Origin of the sequence: Grimontia celer (genome assembly GCF_900055185.1) — a bacterium.
Classification (GTDB): domain Bacteria; phylum Pseudomonadota; class Gammaproteobacteria; order Enterobacterales; family Vibrionaceae; genus Enterovibrio; species Enterovibrio celer.
This window is the reverse complement of the sequence record NZ_FIZX01000001.1, coordinates 1,727,875-1,744,389: the sequence shown is the minus strand read 5'-3', so window position 1 is coordinate 1,744,389 and position 16,515 is coordinate 1,727,875. Positions and strand designations below refer to the sequence as shown.

Annotated in this window: 13 protein-coding genes; 7 read left to right on the top strand and 6 right to left on the bottom strand. The window is 49.2% G+C overall.

The window, feature by feature from the left end:
* Nucleotides 1–116 precede the first annotated feature (116 nt).
* On the top strand, nucleotides 117–551 hold the full coding sequence (locus GCE9029_RS07670; protein WP_002540184.1) for a VOC family protein: 435 nt from the start codon (nucleotides 117–119) through the stop codon (nucleotides 549–551).
* A 6-nt stretch (nucleotides 552–557) separates the two neighbouring features.
* Here the strand turns inward: GCE9029_RS07670 and GCE9029_RS07665 are convergent, their stop codons facing one another.
* Nucleotides 558–3,269, bottom strand: a complete 2,712-nt coding sequence (locus GCE9029_RS07665; RefSeq protein WP_062662309.1) for a nitrate reductase — start codon at nucleotides 3,267–3,269, stop codon at nucleotides 558–560.
* A 402-nt stretch (nucleotides 3,270–3,671) separates the two neighbouring features.
* On the opposite strand from GCE9029_RS07665, the gene cobA reads away from it, so the two are divergent.
* From cobA to GCE9029_RS07640, 5 genes are all read left to right on the top strand, one after another.
* A complete protein-coding gene (gene cobA / locus GCE9029_RS07660) occupies nucleotides 3,672–4,469 on the top strand; it encodes a uroporphyrinogen-III C-methyltransferase (RefSeq protein WP_082804300.1) in 798 nt (265 codons plus the stop codon).
* Nucleotides 4,470–4,478: 9 nt separating this feature from the next.
* Nucleotides 4,479–7,019, top strand: a complete 2,541-nt coding sequence (nirB, locus tag GCE9029_RS07655; protein WP_062662307.1) for a nitrite reductase large subunit NirB — start codon at nucleotides 4,479–4,481, stop codon at nucleotides 7,017–7,019.
* Nucleotides 7,020–7,029: 10 nt separating this feature from the next.
* Complete coding sequence (gene nirD, locus GCE9029_RS07650) at nucleotides 7,030–7,359, top strand: nitrite reductase small subunit NirD (RefSeq protein WP_062662305.1); 330 nt, start codon at nucleotides 7,030–7,032, stop codon at nucleotides 7,357–7,359.
* 112 nt (nucleotides 7,360–7,471) lie between these two features.
* Nucleotides 7,472–8,947: a NarK family nitrate/nitrite MFS transporter gene (locus GCE9029_RS07645; RefSeq protein ID WP_046306535.1), complete on the top strand. Its 1,476-nt coding sequence runs from the start codon at nucleotides 7,472–7,474 to the stop codon at nucleotides 8,945–8,947.
* A gap of 2 nt (nucleotides 8,948–8,949) precedes the next feature.
* Entirely contained in the window at nucleotides 8,950–10,749 is a 1,800-nt protein-coding gene (locus GCE9029_RS07640) for a bifunctional protein-serine/threonine kinase/phosphatase (RefSeq protein ID WP_062662303.1), read from the top strand.
* Here GCE9029_RS07640 and GCE9029_RS07635 read toward each other — a convergent pair.
* Nucleotides 10,746–11,372, bottom strand: a complete 627-nt coding sequence (locus tag GCE9029_RS07635; RefSeq protein WP_062662300.1) for a LysE family translocator — start codon at nucleotides 11,370–11,372, stop codon at nucleotides 10,746–10,748. The genes GCE9029_RS07640 and GCE9029_RS07635 overlap by 4 nt on opposite strands.
* A gap of 238 nt (nucleotides 11,373–11,610) precedes the next feature.
* On the opposite strand from GCE9029_RS07635, the gene GCE9029_RS07630 reads away from it, so the two are divergent.
* Nucleotides 11,611–13,461: an RCC1 domain-containing protein gene (locus GCE9029_RS07630; RefSeq protein WP_062662298.1), complete on the top strand. Its 1,851-nt coding sequence runs from the start codon at nucleotides 11,611–11,613 to the stop codon at nucleotides 13,459–13,461.
* 93 nt (nucleotides 13,462–13,554) lie between these two features.
* On the opposite strand, the gene GCE9029_RS07625 is transcribed toward GCE9029_RS07630, so the two are convergent.
* The 4 genes from GCE9029_RS07625 to GCE9029_RS07610 form a co-directional block, all read right to left on the bottom strand.
* Nucleotides 13,555–13,899: a thioredoxin family protein gene (locus GCE9029_RS07625; RefSeq protein ID WP_082804299.1), complete on the bottom strand. Its 345-nt coding sequence runs from the start codon at nucleotides 13,897–13,899 to the stop codon at nucleotides 13,555–13,557.
* A gap of 59 nt (nucleotides 13,900–13,958) precedes the next feature.
* The gene (locus tag GCE9029_RS07620; protein WP_231870053.1) at nucleotides 13,959–14,333 is read right to left on the bottom strand and encodes a hypothetical protein; all 375 of its coding nucleotides are present in this window, start codon (nucleotides 14,331–14,333) and stop codon (nucleotides 13,959–13,961) included.
* Between the two features lie 148 nt (nucleotides 14,334–14,481).
* Nucleotides 14,482–15,651 carry a Gfo/Idh/MocA family protein gene (locus GCE9029_RS07615; protein ID WP_062662296.1) on the bottom strand — a complete coding sequence of 390 codons (1,170 nt, stop codon included), beginning with the start codon at nucleotides 15,649–15,651 and terminating at the stop codon, nucleotides 14,482–14,484.
* A gap of 2 nt (nucleotides 15,652–15,653) precedes the next feature.
* Complete coding sequence (locus GCE9029_RS07610; protein WP_062662294.1) at nucleotides 15,654–16,493, bottom strand: class II fructose-bisphosphate aldolase; 840 nt, start codon at nucleotides 16,491–16,493, stop codon at nucleotides 15,654–15,656.
* Nucleotides 16,494–16,515: the final 22 nt, after the last annotated feature.

The following is a 16,515-nucleotide window of genomic DNA, read 5'->3' as shown; positions in this document are numbered from 1 at the left end:
CTAAAACTAAAAAGCACCTACGGGTGCTTTTTTTGTTTCCATTCCGAGCCTTAAGGCAATCGCAATGTCATTTTTTGGCGTAGGCTGGTTAGAGGTAGTTCGACAAGGAGAAAGTTATGGCATTAACCCCATTTCATGTCGCCATTCCAGTGCGACACTTGGAAGAATCCCGACGTTTCTATGCGGATATCCTCAATTGCGGAGAGGGGCGCAGTAGCGATGAGTGGGTCGATTTCAATCTCTATGGTCACCAACTGGTGATTCATCATGATCCAAACATTGGTGAAAACAACACACTCAAGCTTCATCACAATGCTGTTGATGCCAAGTCAGTGCCTGTTCCGCACATCGGTGTTGTACTGGAAATGGAAGACTGGCAACAACTGGCGGACAGGTTGAAATCCAAAGGCGTCGAATTTGTGATTGAGCCCTACATCCGTTTTGTTGGCCAGCCCGGTGAGCAGGCCACGATGTTTTTCCTTGATCCAACCGGTAATGCGCTCGAATTCAAAGCTTTCAAAGACATCGAAGGCCAGCTGTTTGCCAAGTAAGCCCGACTACTTGCCACATGCGCTTTCAACCTGACGCTCATACGGCGTGATTGAAATCGGCTTTGCATTACCAATAAATTGTTCCAGTTCCGCCACGCAGGAGCCGCAGCCCGTTCCTGCGCCAGTTAACTCACCCAGCGATTTCACAGAACAAACGCCAGTGTTATCGATGGCATTCTCAATATCTGCTTTAGTGACCTTTTTACAGGTGCAGATGGTTCGTGATTTGGCTTTCAGCGTGCCGGCAAGAAAACCATGCATGACTTCTGGCTCTGCTTCCGCTGACACTAACTGGGAAATATCGGGTTGAGATCCGGCTAGCGACGATGGATATATCGCAGCAGCAAGCCCGAATTTTCCTGACTGAAGATAAACCACACGTTGCGCCTCGCCACTGGATGCAATGACCAGAGTAGGCTGCCCATCATCCATCAATGCAGCTAACAAATCTTCCAACTCCAATGTTTTGACGGTTAGCTTGAGTGAATACAAGACACCGCTATCACATTGCTGTGATACCCAAAAGGCAGCGGGAATAGCATTGAGCTTTGTTTTATCCAACGGGGATCTAGAAACAATCTGCGCATCGAGATAAGTTTTTACCGATTTCACCTCTATAGGCGTCGCTTTGAATTCAGGCTGGCCGGAGAACGGATCCGTGTTGGAAGGAATGACGGTACACACCTTGCCATCTGAACAGTTGGTGTGTGTCCAATGAATAGGGGCATAGCATTGCCCGACCGAAACAGTACTGGTTACTTTAGCAATGAAAATTTGTTCACCAATGCTACTGATGACTTTCGCCAAATGACCATCTTTTATTCCGCGATCGGCTGCATCAAAGGGATGGATTTCTAGCTGAGGCACGCTGTCGTTCTCTGAAAGCGACGGAGAGAGCCCAGAACGGGTCATGGTATGCCACTGGTCCCGAATTCGCCCCGAGTTCAATATAAGGCCGTAGCGCTCGCTTAAAGAGAGTGCAGGTGGCTTGAAATCAACGGCAACAAATCTACCTTTACCATTCGGCGTCGCATAGTTTCCATCGCCAAATAGACGTTCCGGGCAAACACCATCTTTTGCAGGCCATTGCCTAGGCGCAAAAGATTGGTAATTTTCTGGTGTCATACCTGAAAGGCTTTCCAGTGTCAGGGCACGTGCGGTTGATTTGCCGACTTCATTTCCCAATCGGGTTTGTTCTACATACTCGTTGAAGATATCCAGTTCCGAGCGGTAGCTGAACTGTTTTTCGAATCCCATTTTCTTTGCGACTTCGCTGACTATCCACCAGTCGGGCTTGCCCATACCTGGCGTAGGCAACAAGCGACGCTGGCGCGAAATCCGGCGCTCGGAGTTGGTGACAGTACCTGACTTCTCGCTCCAACCTTGTGCAGGGAGTCGAACGTGGGCGTACTTCAGGGTGTCATTGCTTTCAACACAATCAGAGACAACAACATAGGGACAACTGGCGAGAATCGCATTAATCCGGTTACTTTCCGGGAGACTGACTGCCGGGTTGGTTGCCATCACCCAGAGAGCTTTAATCTTTCCTGTCTCAATCGCTTCGAACATGTTCATGGCTTTGAGGCCTGGCTTTGTCGCAAGGTTGGATGTTTCCCAAAATTCACTGAGCAGTTCTGATTGCTCCGGATTACCAAATTCCATATGTGCGGCCAGCGTGTTAGCCAGACCGCCAACTTCACGGCCTCCCATGGCGTTAGGTTGTCCTGTGATGGAAAATGGTGTTGAGCCCGGCTGGCCAACCCGACCTGTTGCAATATGGCAGTTGAGAATGCTGTTTACCTTGTCTGTACCGCTGGTGGATTGATTGACTCCCTGCGAATACACAGTCACGGTTTTCGGTGTTGAGCGGAACCACTGAAAGAAGGTTTCAATATCGGCTGTCTTGAGGCCAGTAGCCAAAGACACTGACGTGATATTTGAGAAACGCTTGGCGAGCTCTAATGCTTCATCAAAGCCTTCGGTATGCTGTTCGACATATTTTTGGTTAATCTGATTCAACTTGGCCATATAGGCTAGTAAGCCGTTGAACAACGCAATGTCAGAGCCCGGGAATAAGGGAAGGTGGAGGTCAGCAATTTCGCAACTTGCTGTTTCCCGTGGGTCGATAACCACTATCTTAGTGCCATGACGTGCTTTTGCGGCTTTAAGGCGTTGATACAAAACCGGGTGGCACCATGCGAGGTTTGAGCCTGTGAGAATAACAAGATTAGCTAGTTCCAGATCTTCATAGTTGCCCGGCACAATATCTTCGCCGAATGCGCGCTTGTGTCCCACGACAGAAGAAGCCATACACAGTCTGGAATTGGTGTCGATGTTGGCGCTGCCGATAAAGCCTTTCATCAGCTTGTTGACGACATAGTAATCTTCGGTCAGCAGTTGTCCTGACACATAAAACGCGACCGAGTCCTGTCCGTACTTAGCGATGGTATCGCTGAAGGTGGAGGCGACATGGGAAAGCGCATGATCCCATGAACAATCTTCGCCGTGAACGGAAGGGGAAAGCATGCGCCCTTGGGTAGTGACAGTTTCTCCTAGCTTTAAGCCCTTTGAACAAAGCTTTCCTAAATTTGCCGGATGTTCTTCATCACCGCGAACTTCCAGTTTTCCATTCGCTTGTACTTTGGCCTCAATGCCACAGCCTACTCCGCAATATGCACATGTCGACTTTATCCAACTGGAATCATTATTTTTAGTCATTTTATTCCTCTTGAGATTCTCTTATCTCTATTGAGGGGAATAAAGCAACTCTCACGCCAACTACTCGGTGATAAATATGATTTGTTGCATTTGAGTTTTTATTTAATGAAAACCAATGAATAAGTATGGGGAAAGTTTTAAATATTATCTTTCACTGAAATAGTGCTAAATGATTTCTGTTAATAAATTGCGCAATAACAGTGCATCCCGAAAATCATCTTGCACTATTTCGAAGCGGATTCTTTATTTCTTTGTTGTTTTCTACTCTGGTTGTTTTCTTTTAATTGATAAAAATATCACTTTTAAAAACAGGGTGTTATGCCAGATAAGTAGATCTTTGGTTTCCCAGTGGCACTCAATTTGCTCTAGCGAGATGAATAACACGCGACATGAGGGGCAAGGATGTCCACCGTTAAAATTACATCTTTCAAACGAGGGCACGTCTCATTAGTGGGGGCAGGACCGGGTGATCCAGACTTGCTGACCATTAAGGCACTTCGTTGTATCGAGAATAGCGACGTGGTGGTTTACGACAGACTCGTCAGCAAAGAAATCATTGGGCTGATCCCAGAGGGTGTCGAGTTGGTGTATGTGGGTAAGGCAAAAGGAAAGCACAGCGTTCCTCAGAGTGAAACCAACCAGCTATTGATCGAACTCGCCAGCCGCGGCAAGAGAATTTGTCGTTTAAAAGGTGGTGATTCTTTTGTGTTTGGTCGCGGTGGTGAGGAGATGTTAGAGCTGCACCGTGAGGGTATATCTGTAGAAGTCGTCCCGGGTATCACTGCAGCGTCTGGGTGCACCAGCTACGCGGGTATTCCTCTGACACATCGGGGCCTTTCTCAAGGGGCAACGTTTGTCACGGCTCATGCGGAAAAAGAGCTCTCCATCAACTGGCAGGCGTTGGCCTCGCTGAATCACACGCTGGTGTTTTACATGGGCTTGTCGAAGGTTGGGCAAATTGCTCAGTCACTTCGCCAGCATGGCCTTTCTACCAGCACGCCGGTCGCCATTATTGAGAATGGCTGCACCCCGCAGCAGCGGGTTTTTACCGCCGATTTGCATTCAATTGAAGCCACCATTCAAGGAGAGGGTGTCAAGTCCCCTGCGCTTGTTGTGGTGGGTGAGGTCGTCACACTTGCTGACGAGCTCAACTGGTTTATCTCTCAGGCTGAAACACAGCTTGAGAAGCTTTCTGCATAGGGAATAACAATGGAAAAGAAACGTATCGTTGTCATTGGTAATGGCATGGTTGGGCACAGATTTATCGAGGAGTTGTGCGACAAAAATGCTGAAGGCACCTTTGAAATAACGACCTTCTCAGAAGAACCAAGACTGGCTTATGACAGGGTTCAGCTCAGTGGTTATTTCAGTGGGAAATCTGCTGATGATTTGATGTTAACCAATGAAGAAGCCTACGACGAAAAAGGTGTTCACTACTTCCTGAATGAGAAGGTCACCGCTATTCGCGCTGAAAATCACTGCGTTGTGACAGACAAAGGCAGAGAAGTTTTTTACGACAAGTTAGTGGTCGCTACTGGCTCTTACCCTTTTGTTCCACCTATTGAAGGTAACGATCAGCCACATTGTCATGTTTATCGCACCATAGAAGATTTGGAAGCGATTGAAGCCTCTGGAAAGCAAAGCGAATCAGGCGTCGTTATCGGTGGCGGTTTGCTTGGGCTTGAAGCAGCAAACGCCCTGAAATGTATGGGCGTTGACACCCATGTAGTGGAGTTTGCGCCGAGATTGATGGCCGTTCAGCTGGATGAGGGCGGTGGTGAATTACTCAAAGAAAAAATCGAATCTCTGGGCGTTAAAGTCCACACCGAAAAAGCCACCAAATGCATTACGGCAGGCAGCACTTCACGCTACAAACTAATGTTTGCGGACGGCTCCGAGCTTGAAACTGACATGATTGTTTTCTCTGCAGGTATCCGTCCGCAGGATGAGCTTGCGAGGGAGTTTGGCCTTGAGATTGGTGAGCGTGGCGGGATTGTGATTAACGATCAGTGTCAGACCAATGAAGAGGATGTTTACGCCATTGGTGAATGTGCGCTGTGGCAGGGCAAGATCTTTGGTTTGGTGGCACCGGGCTATCAAATGGCCAAGGTGGCCGTCGCCAATATTTGCGGTGACGAAGCCGCTTTTAAAGGCGCTGATATGAGCACCAAGCTCAAGTTGCTGGGTGTTGATGTGGCAAGTATTGGTGATGCGCAAGGCAACACGCCTGGCGCGCAATCATACACTTACGCCGACAGTGTGGAGCAAATCTACAAGCGCATTATCGTTTCTGAAGACGGTACTAAACTGCTGGGTGCTGTGCTGGTCGGAGATACCGAGAGCTATCCGACTCTTCTGCAAACCATGTTGAACGACATGCCACTGCCGGAATATCCCTCAGTGTTGCTTCTGTCTGACGGTGCAGCTTCCTCAGACTCTGGCTCGGCTGGTGTTGCAAACCTTCCTGATGAAGCACAAATCTGTTCTTGTTATGACGTCACAAAAGCAGACATTAAAGCAGCCGTTGTCGCGGGTTGCACCAACATGGCAGATCTTAAAGCGGAAACCAAAGCATCAAGTGGGTGTGGCGGTTGTTCAGCACTTGCCAAACAGGTGATGGACGCAGAGCTGGCAGCGCTAGGCCACGAGGTAAACAACAACCTTTGTGAGCACTTCCATTACACCCGCCAGGAACTGGCTGACATTGTTCGTATCAAGAAAATCAAAACGTTCGACGAACTGTTAGACAGCCATGGTGAAGGACTGGGCTGTGACGTCTGCAAGCCTGCCGTCGGTTCAATTCTAGCGTCTTTCTGGAATGACTATGTGTTGGAAGAAGAGCACATGGGATTGCAGGACACCAACGACATCTACCTTGGCAACATGCAAAAAGACGGAACATATTCCGTCGTGCCGCGCGTGGCTGGTGGTGAGATCACCCCGGATAAACTGATTGTGCTTGGTCAGGTGGCTAAGCAGTTTGACCTCTACACCAAAGTGACCGGTGGTCAGCGTATCGACCTTTTCGGCGCGCAACTTCATGAACTGCCTGAAATCTGGCGAATTCTGGTTGATGCAGGTTTTGAAACCGGCCATGCCTACGGGAAATCTGTCCGTACCGTGAAATCCTGCGTTGGCTCTACCTGGTGTCGTTACGGCGTGGATGACAGCGTGGGTTTCGCGATTGATATCGAGAACCGCTACAAAGGCCTGAGATCGCCGCACAAGCTGAAGTTCGCCGTATCAGGTTGTACCCGCGAGTGTGCAGAAGCGCAATCAAAAGACATCGGTATTATCGCGACAGAAAATGGCTGGAACCTCTATGTTTGTGGCAATGGTGGTATGCGCCCGCGTCACGCTGACCTGTTCGCATCAGACCTGGATAGTGAAACCCTGATTAAATACATCGACCGCGTGTTGATGTTCTACATCCGAACCGCAGACCGCTTGCAACGCACGTCAGTATGGCTAGAAAACCTCGAAGGAGGGTTGGACTACCTGCGTCAAGTGGTGATCGAAGACAAGCTCAACATTGGTGAAGAGTTGGAAGCAGAAATGGCGGCAAGCCTGGGTAACTATCAATGCGAGTGGAAAACCACGATTGAATCGCCTGAGAAACTCAAGCGCTTCAAACACTTCGTTAATAGCGAAGCGCAGGATGAGAGTTTGAAATATCAAACTGTTCGTGGTCAGCGCATTCCTGCTGAACTTGCATCGCAAAATATCGATATCGTCACGCTGGAAAGTTAAGGAGAAAGCAATGAGCCAGTGGCAAACCATTTGTGAAAAGTCTGACTTGGTCAAAAACACCGGTGTGTGCGCGTTGTTGGAAGACAAGCAGGTGGCGGTATTTCTTTGTGGCCAAACAGACTCGCTATATGCCGTTGATAATTATGATCCAATCGGAAAAGCGAATGTGCTTTCTCGCGGAATGATCGGCTCGATAGGTGACAAAACAGTGATCGCCTCACCGCTCTATAAACAGCATTTTTGCTTGGATAGCGGTATTTGTCTGGAAGACGAAAACGTATCGATCACCACCTACCCAGTTCGTTGTCATGAAGGTGCTGTGCAACTGAGTCTAGTTTAAATATTCATTCCCCTGATTACTCAATCAGGGGAAGTTAAAAATTTTCAAATTAAGTTTGCTGTGATTAAAACATCGCGGCACAGGGATTGTTTGTTTGAAGAGGAAGTCAATAATGTCATCTAGTGACAAGTTCAATATATTTTCCTTTACCGGAAAAATGAAAATTCTCCATTTAAGTTGGTTCGCATTCTTTATTACCTTTGTGGTGTGGTTTAACTTTGCGCCATTACTGCAATCGGTAAAAGAATCGCTCGGCTTAACTACCGCAGAAATTAAAACTCTGCTTATTCTCAACGTTGCTTTTACCATTCCAGCCCGTGTTTTAATCGGCATGCTCACGGATAAATATGGCCCGCGGCTAATCTACTCCTTACTGCTCGCTATCTGTTCTATCCCTTGTTTTGTTTTCGCACTTTCAGATAGCTTCGTTCAGGCTGCCATTGCCCGTTTTGCCCTGGGTCTCATCGGTGCAGGCTTTGTTATCGGTATCCGTCTGGTGTCTGAGTGGTTCCCACACAATGAACTGGGCACTGCAGAAGGTATCTATGGTGGTTGGGGTAACTTCGGCTCAGCAGCCGCCGCATTCACTCTACCAACCGTGGCTGTGATGTTCGGTGGTGAAGATGGCTGGCGTTACGCTATGGGTATCACTGGCTTGATGAGCCTGGCTTTCTCTTTCGTGTTTTATCGCAACGTGACGGACACGCCAAAAGGTGCAACCTACTACAAACCAAAGAACGGCGGTGCCATGGAAGTCACCTCAAAAGGCGATTTCTACCTGCTGCTATTCATGAAAACACCAATGTATGGCGCACTGGCACTGTTGGCTTGGAAACTTTCGCCAAGCGGTATCGGCATGTTTTCTGATGCAGCCGTTTATGGCATCTACGCGGTACTTGCAGGCATCTACCTGTTTGATGCTTCCCAAGTGTGGAAAGTGAACAAGCACGTCTTTAAAGAAGAGGTGCCAGAAATTCACCGCTACCAATTTAAGCAGGTTGCTGTGCTGAATGTGCTGTACTTCGCGACCTTTGGATCTGAGCTTGCTGTGGTTTCTATGCTGCCACTGTTCTTCTCTGAAACCTTTGAGTTGACCCCTGTTGTGGCGGGTATGGTGGCATCCGCTTATGCCTTCATGAACCTGATGTCACGTCCTGGTGGCGGCTGGTTGTCTGATAAATTCGGTCGTAAACCAACGCTGCTTATCCTCACTGCGGGTCTGGCATTGGGTTACTTCGTGATGGGTCAAGTCGACAGCGCGTGGCCAGTTTGGCTGGCGGTTGTAGCGGCAATGGGTTGTTCGTTCTTCGTGCAATCCGGTGAAGGTGCAGTATTTGCGGCCGTGCCACTGATCAAGCGTCGTATGACAGGTCAAATCGCTGGTATGACAGGTGCTTATGGTAACGTAGGTGCCGTGACTTATCTGACGATTTTGTCGCTGGTTGATTACAGTACTTTCTTCTACATCATTGCAGGCACTGCGGTTCTTGGCTTTGTAACGCTACTCTTTATGGAAGAGCCGTCAGGCCAGATTGCTGAAGTGAATGATGATGGTTCAATCACCATGATTGATGTGGCGAAAGCATAAGTATGAAACCAGAGTTTCATGATCAGGCAGCGTCGTATGGCGCTGCCGGTACTGAAAACGGGGAGACGCAGGAGGCGGCTTCCCGTTTGATCGTTCGTGCAGGTGGTAGCTCGGTTGCCGGGCGCAAGCCACCTAATCAGGATGCTTTTGCTGTTTACTTGCCAAAAAAGGCAAGCGAGCTGAAACACAAAGGAGTGGTAGCGGCGATTGCGGATGGCGTCAGCACCAGCGAAGTCAGTCAGAAAGCCAGTGAAATGGGTGTGACTGAATTCGTGAATAACTACCTTGATACGCCAATTACCTGGCCAGTGAAAGATGCTGCTGGAAAGGTGATGAAATCTCTCAATTACTGGCTTTACCATCATGGACAACAAGCAGGCACGCAAGCCAGTGCCATGGTGGCAGCTTTTTGCTCAGTGATTGTGAAATCGAATACCGCCCATGTTTTTCATGTCGGCGATTGCCGCGTCTACCTTTGGCGTCAGCACAGGCTGACCCAGATTACGCAGGATCATCGACACTACCAAAGTAAAACCCAACATCACTTAACCCGCGCGCTGGGTATTGATAGCCACTTGAATGTGGATTATCAGCCCGTAGCACTTGAGCGTGGTGATCTGTTGTTTCTCGCGACAGATGGCATTCATGACACCATGACAGAGCGGGAAATCGCCCAACGTCTCTACGCTTCCGATACCACGTCTGATCTCGAACACTTAGCGGCATCGTTTGTTGATGACGCTTACAAGTTGGGAAGCGATGACAACATCACTTGTCTGTTGTTAGCTGTCGATTCTCTTCCCGCTGCGACCTATGGCGAAGCGCTCCGCGATTTATCAGAAAGAAAAATTCCGCCTGTTTTGAAAGAGGGGCAGAAGATTGACCACTACACAGTGGCGAGGGTGCTTTACAGCGGAAGCCGGAGCCATATCTACCTGACACGCAGTGACTTGGATGGCCGTCAGTATGTATTGAAAATGCCATCGCTCAACTTTGCGGATGACGCTGTTTATCTTGCGGGCTTTATCCGGGAGGGGTGGATTGGTGAACAGGTGAAATCACCCGGTGTGATGAAGATTCATCCGCCATCGAGTTATTCGCCATACCTCTATCATGTCTGCGATTACATCGAAGGTGTCACACTCAGACAATGGATGATCGATAATCCAACGCCGACGCTCACTCAGGTTCGTACGCTGGCAAAAGGAGCTATTCGAGCGGTTCGGGTGCTTCAACGTCTTTCGGTGGTTCATCGCGACATCAAACCGGACAACCTCATGGTCGACAAAGACATGAATGTGACTTTGATTGACTACGGCACTGCGCAATCAGCGGGCTTGGAAGAGCTAATGGGTAGCGAGGAAGAAGGGTACCCAGTCGGTGACTTAAACTACGCGGCACCGGAATACCTCAAGGGCAACAAAGCCAATTTCTCCTCTGACTTATTTTCGTTAGGTATGACAGTTTACGAGCTTTTGACCGGACATCTACCTTACAAAGCAGTGAATGCCTCCAACCCCAGAGCGGCAAATCGTCAAAACTATGTGCCAGCTACGGTCTATTGTCCTGCTGCGCCGGATTGGTTTGATGAGGCGCTCAAAAAGGCATGTCATCCAATCCCAAAAGCCCGCTATCAGGCACTTTCAGAATTTGAACAGGATTTGATGAAACCAAATCCTACGTTCAAATCTTCCAATGAAAACAGGCCGCTTTTAGAAACCGACCCATTACGTTTCTGGAAAGGACTAAGCCTCGCTCTGTTCCTGATTGTATTAATCCAATTTGTTTTTCTTATCGGTTAGCGCTGGGCGGTTAACGCCAGCGCAATGCCCGCGCCCATAAAAGTGGAGCCAAAGGCTCGAGGCAACCAGCGTGATGCGGCAAACTTACCCGATCGTGTCAGTAGTTTCCCACCCCAGTAGCTATATCCTAAAAGGCAAATGGCGGAGCAAGACATGATGGTCACGACCAAAATGGCGAACTGCGGTGCCAAAGGCTGCTCAATAGTGATGAACTGCGGGAAGAGGGCAGTCGCGAAAACAATGGCTTTCGGATTGGTTAATGCCACCATCACACCCTGCAGGTAATAGTTTCCTTTTTTGGCAAGTTGCTCCTGCGCAGATGGATCCAGCGAAATCGTCATACCATTTCGCCAGATCTTAAAGCCGATGTAGAACAGGTAAACTGCGCCAATCGCTTTGATTACCATAAAGGCCGTTGCTGAATTCAAAACTAAGGCGCTCAAACCCAATACGGAAGCTGACGACATAATGAATAGCCCAGTCACGTTTCCAGCAATGGTGAATATTGACCTTTTCCAGCCAGAGCGGAAAGAGTGGGTGAGCACCAATAAAATGGCAGGCCCTGGCGACAGTGCAGCAATAAAAGCAATAGATAAGAATGCCAGCCAAGTTTCAATTGCCATGATTCCACACTCCTTGTTAACGCGAATCCACTCTGTGCCAGAGTATCTTGAGTCAACTACGTCCTCAATGGAAACCGAAACTTATGCGGTGAAGGATTTGATCATGCTTCGACTGTAGCGAAATTGATTCATTACCCAAATTAGTCGCGTCATGGCCAGTTGAGATATTGCGTTTCTCCTTTTTGTTTTTTGATAATAAGAATGCAAATCGTTATCAATTACAAAAGGAAAAGCAGTAATGGCAGTAGGAATATGGAAACCAGCGGTGTTGGCGAGTGCCGTCGCGGCACTGGCAGGGTGTCCTGCGTTGGAGCAGGGAAAGCTGGATATTCCGGTTGAGGGGCTCAGTTATCAATCAGGTTTCTACAAGGGAACGACTGGAGAAGGAGGGACGTTCTACTACCTGCAAGGTGAGAAAATCCGTTTCTCAGTGGATGGTATGCGTTTGAAAAAAGTGAAAGGCGCTGAACACATCTCTTTGGCTGACTTAACCAAAGAAAAAGACTTACGTGAAGAAAAAGCGCTCACCTTGCTAAAGGCATTTATTGCCGACGATGCTGATGGGGATATGTATACCGGCCTCAGTGTTGAACCTGTTAAAGGGAAAAGCAAAAAAGGCAAAGTTGCTCGCGCAGAATTGAAAGCGCTTGCTGAGAAGACTGGTGATGCTAAAGCATACGCCTACATCAATTGGGCAACGGCGAACGAACAAATACAAATGGCTGCGGGTAATCACCACACGCTGGGTTTGAGTCAAGGTGGACGTCCTTTCAGCTTCGGTGAAAACTACGGTGGTTTTTCATACGGTGAAGACCCAAACCGTTATTGTGAAGGCGCGATGCGCACCAAGTTAGGACGGGCTTCTGATTTGTACCTGCCAGCAGGAACGGAATTGGTGACAGAACCTCGTGATGGTCTCACTGAAGCGGAAGGTGAATGTTACATTGAACTGCAGAACCAGCGTTTGTACGGATTATCAAACCCTGCCAGCGCTTGGGTAGATATCAGCGGCGTTAGCTTCAAATCCATTTCTACCGACCAAATTGACGGCACCATGGTGACAGAAGATGGCCGCCTGTTTGTGTTTGGTCCAAACAATCGGGGTCAGCTTGGTCTTGGAAACGAAAATACCACCGATGCTCCTGTGGAGGTCACGCTGCCCGATGGTGAATTAGCTGCTTACGCAACCAGCGGAAGCGCAAGTGCTTACGTTGTCACTCAGTCTGGCAAGGTTTATTCGTCCGGCGATAACGGTAACTTGCAGCTTGGCCGTGTTGATGACAAAGATGATGATCAAAACACCTTTGGCTTGGTGGATATTCCAAGTGATGAATTCATCGTGCATGTTGCGATTCGTGACCACCACGTTTTTGCATTAACGGCAGAGGGTGATGTGTATTCTTGGGGTAACAACGCCAGAGGCGGTGAATTAGGTGATGGCACGGTAAACGAAGATCGTTCTGAGCCGCAGAAGATTCTTGAAGGCATGAACATCATCTATGTAGAAACGGGCGCAGATTATGGCCTGGCCGTAGATGCAGAAGGGATTGTCTATGGCTGGGGCAGTAATGATTACGGTGCGCTGGCACAAGGCACGCCAGAGCCAAACAGTGCAAACACCCTCTATAAGATCAACGACATCACATCGATTCCAACCCCCGAAGTGTTGACTGCTTTGTCTCCTGAAAATCTCGGTGGTGACCGTATTATTGCTTTCCAGGGCGGTAGCCGAAATGCCCACGCATTGACGCTGGGCGGTGATGTTTACTCTTGGGGTGATATGGGCACAGGTTACGCAGGTAACGGCTATGAAGTGGATGAACTTGGCATTGAGCGTCAAATCGCCGTTAAGCCAGTGAAGTTGGAAGCGCTTGATGAGCTGAAAGTGGTGCAACTGAGCTCGAACACATCAAGCCACTTTGCAGTTACAGACGAAGGTGATGTTTGGGCATGGGGAGCAACCACTGACGGTAAGATTGGTGTACCGGAAGACCACTGCGCAGCGTCGAATATTGAAGAGTATGGTGAGGGCGCGTCATCCGGCACGTGTTACACACCATTTTTGTTAGATGCTCTTCCCCAGGAGTAATAGGTATGTAAAGCGTGCGGGAGCACGCTTTTTTTGTCAAAGGTCAGCAGACCTTAGGGTTTAGGGTCTGCTGACCTTTGGATGAGCGCATTATTAGTTGCTAGCCTGAGCGATTAAATCTTCCACTTCATCTTCATGGATTGGGCGGACAATTCTGTCTATTTCCAATCCATCTTGGAGCAGGATCAGAGTTGGCCAGAGCTTCACTTTAAAGGCTCGACCTAAAGGCTTTCCCTTACCGTCGTACACTTTGGTGTGAGGGAAAGACTTTGCTTCCAGCACTGCTTTTACCGCGGGTTCAGCTGCCTGACAATGACCACACCATGGCGCGCCAAACTCTATAATAGTGATACCTTTTTGGTCGCTGACATCCTCAAAAGAGGGGGCGTCTTCACTGTATTCGGGATTGAAGCCTGTTTCTGTGGCGCGTATCGACATAGTGTCCTCCATGACAAGATGAAAAGGGTCGAGTCAATCGACCCACTATCACTAGGATATTACGTCCAGCGCTTAATCGCATCCGCCGTGTCACTTGGATTGGTATTGAAGCAAATCGTCGCTTGTGGCGCGGCTTTATGAACGGCATTCACCAGCTTTTCAAACACCAGAAAATGGTCCTCGTCGCGACGGACACCAGCGCCAATCAGCACGCACTCATAAGGTTTGCCTGTGAGTGCTTCAGTCGCCGCATCAAAAGCGGTTTCACCATCACGAATGTAGTGAAGGTCAACGGCATAGCCCAGTTCGAGTAAGCTATCTCGGTCACCTTCCAACGCTGCGCGCAGCTTCTCTGCAGTCATGCCTGGCCACTTGTCGTAATTCACCACATCTGGATGCCAGCCGAACAGTGCCACTTTCTTGTTATCTATCATCGTATTCTCCTTTTATCGTCCTTTGCTAATGTACCGTGTGACAGGAACATTCACTGTTCTAAATACGATAAAAAAAGCGAGCAGACCGACGGCTGGCTACCTGCTCGCAAAGTTGTTTAGGTATAAACAGTTTGTGTTTGATATTGAGCTAAGTGAGGTCTCTCAGGGGCTTCCATTCACCGTCGTTGTCGCGTGAACGCACCGCAGCGTAAACAAACGCCATGCCGTATGCACCGTCTTGGACGGTCGGGTTCCACAGGCTCAGTGGTTCCGGTGCTTCACCTGTCAGATCATCAATGATGTTGGAGGCAAAGTCGTAGTAGAGGTTGGCAAATGCCTCGCGATAGCCTTCTGGGTGACCGATAGCGACATGGGAAACGCGCTTACCTGCACCGGACAAGCCTTTGCCACCCTTTGTCAGCACGTAAGCGGGCTTATCAATAGGGCGGACTGTCAGCTCATTAGGCTGTTCCTGATGCCATTCCAAGCCACCTTTGGTGCCGTAAATGGTAAAGCTCAAACCATGAACACCGCCGGCTGCGGCCTGTGTGACCCAGAAAATACCGCGAGCATTGTTGGGATAGCGAAGCAATATGCCGCAGTAATCATCTGCTGTGCGTCCATCGACCAATGCGGTCACATCGGCGCTCAATGAACTGGCTTCCATACCAGCGACATAGCTGGTCAGGTGATAGCTATGCGTCGCGATATCGCCAAGGATCAATGAAGGGCCAGCAAGCTCTGGCTTCATATGCCAGTTAGAGCCAGCAACCTCAGATTCTGTCAGCTCTGCCAAGTGCCCCTGAACGTAATTGCTTTGCACCATGGTGATGTCACCGATCACACCCTGTGCGACCATTTCACGCGCTTGACGGACCATGGCATAACCGCTGTAGCCGTAGGCGACGCAGTAACGCTTACCCGATGTATTGACCCGCTTGACCAAGTCAGCAGATTCATCTTCAGTCATGGTCAGAGGTTTTTCGCAGAACACGTTAAAACCAGCATCTAATGCGCGGCATGACAGCTCATAGTGACTGTTGTTGGGCGTCATGATCGCAAGCGCATCTATGGGCTCATCCGCTAAAGCTTCTCCAGCAAACAAGGCATTCGGGTCGCCATAAGGGCGTGCAATCCCCATAGATTTTCCAGCAGCAATTGAACGCTCGGGGTTTGAGGAAAACACACCTGCGACAACATCAAACTCTTCATGCATGGTGGCAGACGAGCGGTGAATGGAGCCGATAAAGGAATCTGGCCCTCCGCCTATCACGCCGAGTCTTAAACGTCGCCCGAGTTTCTTATACGCCTTGCTCATCGTCACTCCTTATCTGCTGCCAGGAGCGTGAGCACTCGCATGGCTTCTTGCTTCAACGCAGGTATGGCTTTGCCCGCGAAATACTGTTTATCAAATTTATTCGGTTCTTCAGCCATGGCTTCACGAATCGCATTGCCAAAAGCCATTCTAAGTGTCGTCCCCACATTGAATTTACCGATTCGGCGCGTTTTGAGTTTGCGAAGATCAGCTTCAGTGATACCTGTGGTGCCGTGAATCACCAAAGGCAAGCTGGTGGCCGATTCGATCTCATCAAGCAAGGGAAAATTAATCGGGCTTCCCGCTTCTGTCATGCGATGGACATTGCCGACCGAAATCGCAAGCACATCGATACCGCTTTGTTCGGCGTAAATACGTGCTTCTTCCGGATCGGTAAATTCAGATTTGATATGGTCACGGCCTTCCTGATAAGGCACAGAGCCAAGTTCACCTTCGACCGAAACACCAACAGCATGGGCTGCGTCAGCAACCGCTCTTGTTCGGCGGATATTTTCTTCGAGAGGTAATTGTGAACCATCAAACATCACCGAACTGAATCCGGCATGAATGGCGCGGTACACGATGGCTTCTTCATAGCAATGATCGAGGTGAACCACCACAGGTACAGAGCTGGCCCGTGCCATGGGGAGCAGCATGCCTGCCATAGATTCCACACCGGCGAGATCCACCATGTCTTTGTTCACGGCGAGGATCACAGGCAGGTTCAGTTCCTCAGCGGCCGCGATAATCGCCTGTGCTTCTTCAATACCAAATACGTTACAACAAGGCACCGCGCCTTGGGACGACGCGGCTTCCGGCATAAGGTCGTTCAGGGTAACTAGCATCCTTGTCTCCGTTATAACTAGA

Coding starts and splice junctions, on each gene's coding strand:
- GCE9029_RS07670 (WP_002540184.1), top strand. CDS start 117: ATGGCATTAACCCCATTTCATGTCGCCATTCCAGTGCGACACTTGGAA.
- GCE9029_RS07665 (WP_062662309.1), bottom strand. CDS start 3,269: ATGACTAAAAATAATGATTCCAGTTGGATAAAGTCGACATGTGCATAT.
- GCE9029_RS07620 (WP_231870053.1), bottom strand. CDS start 14,333: ATGATAGATAACAAGAAAGTGGCACTGTTCGGCTGGCATCCAGATGTG.
- cobA (WP_082804300.1), top strand. CDS start 3,672: ATGTCCACCGTTAAAATTACATCTTTCAAACGAGGGCACGTCTCATTA.
- GCE9029_RS07615 (WP_062662296.1), bottom strand. CDS start 15,651: ATGAGCAAGGCGTATAAGAAACTCGGGCGACGTTTAAGACTCGGCGTG.
- GCE9029_RS07625 (WP_082804299.1), bottom strand. CDS start 13,899: ATGTCGATACGCGCCACAGAAACAGGCTTCAATCCCGAATACAGTGAA.
- GCE9029_RS07610 (WP_062662294.1), bottom strand. CDS start 16,493: ATGCTAGTTACCCTGAACGACCTTATGCCGGAAGCCGCGTCGTCCCAA.
- GCE9029_RS07630 (WP_062662298.1), top strand. CDS start 11,611: ATGGCAGTAGGAATATGGAAACCAGCGGTGTTGGCGAGTGCCGTCGCG.
- GCE9029_RS07645 (WP_046306535.1), top strand. CDS start 7,472: ATGTCATCTAGTGACAAGTTCAATATATTTTCCTTTACCGGAAAAATG.
- GCE9029_RS07640 (WP_062662303.1), top strand. CDS start 8,950: ATGAAACCAGAGTTTCATGATCAGGCAGCGTCGTATGGCGCTGCCGGT.
- nirD (WP_062662305.1), top strand. CDS start 7,030: ATGAGCCAGTGGCAAACCATTTGTGAAAAGTCTGACTTGGTCAAAAAC.
- GCE9029_RS07635 (WP_062662300.1), bottom strand. CDS start 11,372: ATGGCAATTGAAACTTGGCTGGCATTCTTATCTATTGCTTTTATTGCT.
- nirB (WP_062662307.1), top strand. CDS start 4,479: ATGGAAAAGAAACGTATCGTTGTCATTGGTAATGGCATGGTTGGGCAC.